The organism is Ilumatobacter sp., from assembly GCF_049588435.1.
Taxonomy (GTDB): domain Bacteria; phylum Actinomycetota; class Acidimicrobiia; order Acidimicrobiales; family Ilumatobacteraceae; genus Ilumatobacter_A.
The window spans coordinates 1-3115 of the sequence record NZ_JBAVYV010000464.1 but is presented as its reverse complement, the minus strand read 5'-3'; the positions used below and the strand labels follow the sequence as shown (position 1 = coordinate 3115).

Annotated in this window: 4 protein-coding genes; 2 read left to right on the top strand and 2 right to left on the bottom strand. The window is 66.9% G+C overall.

Annotated features, from left to right (window positions below):
• The coding region (locus WBV89_RS17805; RefSeq protein WP_423982673.1) for a GDP-mannose 4,6-dehydratase at nucleotides 1-656 on the top strand (656 nt) is incomplete at its 5' end.
• Between the two features lie 35 nt (nucleotides 657-691).
• Here WBV89_RS17805 and WBV89_RS17800 read toward each other — a convergent pair.
• Nucleotides 692-2110 (bottom strand): lipopolysaccharide biosynthesis protein, encoded by a 1419-nt coding sequence (locus WBV89_RS17800; protein WP_423982672.1) that lies wholly within the window; start codon nucleotides 2108-2110, stop codon nucleotides 692-694.
• Nucleotides 2111-2139: 29 nt separating this feature from the next.
• Nucleotides 2140-2343, bottom strand: coding sequence for a hypothetical protein (locus WBV89_RS17795; protein WP_423982671.1), 204 nt, complete (start codon nucleotides 2341-2343; stop codon nucleotides 2140-2142).
• A 125-nt stretch (nucleotides 2344-2468) separates the two neighbouring features.
• On the opposite strand from WBV89_RS17795, the gene WBV89_RS17790 reads away from it, so the two are divergent.
• Nucleotides 2469-3115, top strand: a 647-nt coding sequence (locus tag WBV89_RS17790) for a glycosyltransferase family 2 protein (protein ID WP_423982670.1), incomplete at its 3' end; no start/stop codon positions are given.

The following is a 3115-nucleotide window of genomic DNA, read 5'->3' as shown; positions in this document are numbered from 1 at the left end:
GGATGGTCGGCGGGACCCAGAACAACCCGATCCGCTTCTACCAGGCGTCCTCGTCGGAGATGTTCGGCAAGGTCCGCGAGACCCCCCAGACCGAGCTGACGCCGTTCCATCCGCGCTCGCCGTACGGTTGCGCCAAGGTGTTCGGCCATGACATCGTTGTCAACTACCGCGAGTCGTACGACCTGTTCGCCTGCTCAGGGATCCTGTTCAACCACGAGGGCCCACGCCGTGGGATCGAGTTCGTGACCCGCAAGGTCACCAACGCCGCCGCACGCATCAAGCTCGGTCTCCAGCACGAGCTGGTGATGGGCACCCTCGACGCCAAGCGTGACTGGGGCTATGCCGGTGACTACGTCAAGGGCATGTGGATGATGCTGCAGCAGGACGAGCCCGACGACTACGTCCTCGCCACCGGTGAGACCCACTCGGTCGAGGAGCTCGTGCAGTTGTCGTTCGCGGCGGTCGGCATCGACGACTGGCAGAAGTACGTGCGCCAGGATCCGAAGTTCTACCGACCGGCCGAGGTCGACCTGCTGATCGGCGACCCGTCCAAGGCCGCCGACAAGCTCGGTTGGAAGCCCGAAGTCGACTTCTCGTCGTTGATCCACATGATGGTCGAGAACGACCTGGAGATCGAAGCCGCCAAGGCCCGCTGACCGTTACGTAACGGGTCTGACCCGTTACGTAACGCTCACTCGAGAGGTGCGGTTGCCTCGATGACCGAGCCCTGGTCGGGAACGACCCCCGACGCGAGGCGTCGCTGCAATGCGATCGCAAACGCGACGAACGCGGCGACCGACGAGAACAGCAGGCCGAACTCGATCCGTCGGAAGAGTTCGTCGCTCGACAACCAGGTGACGAGCACGAACGTGGCGAGGCCGAAGCCCCAGCCGAGAGCCACGAGCGCATGGCCCTTGAGCGCGATGACGGCTTGACCGAGCGCCAACGCGAGCATGTAGACGCTGCTCGCGAGTGCCAGCATCGCCAGCGTCCGACCGCTGAGGTCGACGTCGTACACGAGGTCGGCCGCCAACGGCCCGAGGATGAACGCTCCGGCCGTGCCGACGATGCCGACGACGATCACGAGATAGGCCAGCCGCAGAAGGCCGGCACGGAACTCGACCAACTCACCGCGAGCGGCGAGACGACTCAGCCCGGGCAGGAGGGCGGCCTGTACGGCCTGGAAGAGGAAGAGCGGGATCCGGGCGAGCAACACGCCGAATGAGAACTGGGTCACGAAATCGGCTTCGTTGTCGCTCGCGAGCAGCGTGGCGGTGATCGGCCCGGCGTTGAGGAGTGCCGCCGCGAACACCGAACCGAGCAGCAGCCATCCGAGATTCGGGGTGACCTCGTTCCACTCCGCAGGTGACCCCTCGTCCAGGACGTCGTCGTCCCCGGCCTCGATCGGGACGTCTCCGGCCGGGACATCGACTCCCGCGGCGAGACGGCGGCGCGGGAACGGTGCGAGCGCGCCACGTCTCCAGACGTAGCCGACTGCGAAGAGCGGTGAGATCGCGATGACCATCCCGTACGCGCCCGCCGCCTTGATGCCGATGATCGCGAGGACGATCGTGAGGATGATCCGGATCACGCCGTCGGATCCCATGATCAGGGCGTATTCCCGGAAGCGACCGCTTCCCGAACAGATCCCGCGGGCAAGGTGCGCAGGAGCGAACGCCGCGAACGTCGCCATCAGCGCGACGACCATCAGCCAGTCCCCGTCGAAGTAGGACCGAGCGATCAGGGGGCTGGCCGCGAGGATCACGAGGAGGATCACGGCGACCAGGACCGCGCTCAGCTTGGCGACCTTGCGGACGACGGGCGCCGAACCGTCGCCGATGGCGCGACGATGGGCGAGGGCCCGGCCGAGTTCCTGTTCGAGCGGAAGGAAGAAGCCCGGGGCGAGGGCGAACGTGGCGAACCACAGCGAGACGATCGGGGTGAATGCGTCCTCGCCGCCGACGGCGACGGTTCCGATCCGGAAGAACGCGAACGTCGCGGTTCCGGCGACCAGCAGGGCCAGACCGACGGGGATGGTTCCGTCCGGGACCGGCATCCGGCGCCGGGTCGGGGCGTCGGACGGGGCGGTCTGGTCGGGGGAGGAGGACACGGTGCGTTGGATCTGGAAGGGCGCCGCGGTCAGCGAAGTCGGTCCCGCGAGAGCTCGCGGCGACGGACCTGGAGTCGCTGGTAGGTCAGGACGCCCAAGCCGATCGCCGTGTAGACAGCGTCGCGAGCGAGGTCGTTCGCAGTCGCTGTGGCGGCGTCACCGGCGTTGCGAACGGTCCGTGTGGCGGCCGCGACGTCGAAGTTGGTGAGATCCACCGACGGGTACACGGCCATCCGATGAGGCTACCAAGCGAGACGAGCGCGCTCCTCGACAGGGCCGGGCATCGGAGAACGACGTGTGGCACACGATGGCCGGGTGACCCGATTGAGCCAGACCGCGCCGATAGCCTCGGCACGTCGTGGAACCGGAGACTCTCAGCGCACCGCCCGTCGTGGCCGTCGTCGTCGTTCACGAACCAGGGGACTGGTTCGAGGAGACGCTCGAGGCCTGCGCGGACCAGGACTATCCCAATCTGAGATTCGTGTTCCTCGTGACAGAATCGGCTGCTGGTTCAACGGTCGGTCTCGACGAGATCACGTCCGCGATCATGGCCCGGTTGCCCGATGCCTTCGTCCGTTCGCTGGGAACCAACCCAGGATTCGCGAGCGCGGCCAACGAGGTGACGAGGCTGGTCGACGGGGAGAACGGCTTCTTCCTGTTCTGCCACGACGACGTCGCTCCCGACCGTGATGCCGTCCGGGTGATGGTCGAGGAGTTGTACCGCTCGAATGCGGGCGCGGTGGGACCGAAGCTCGTCGAGTGGGACGATCCCGGAATCCTGCGCAGCGTCGGCGTCGGTCTCGACCGGTTCGGTGAGATCGATCAACCGGTCGAGCCCGGTGAAGTCGACCAGGAGCAGCACGATGGCGTCCGTGACGTGTTCGTGCTGCCGACGGCCTGCCTCCTCGTGCGCGCCGACCTGTTCCGCGAGCTCGGGGGATTCGACACCGCGATCGATCTGTACGGCGAGGACGTCGAGTTCTGCTGGCGCGTCCACCACCGCGG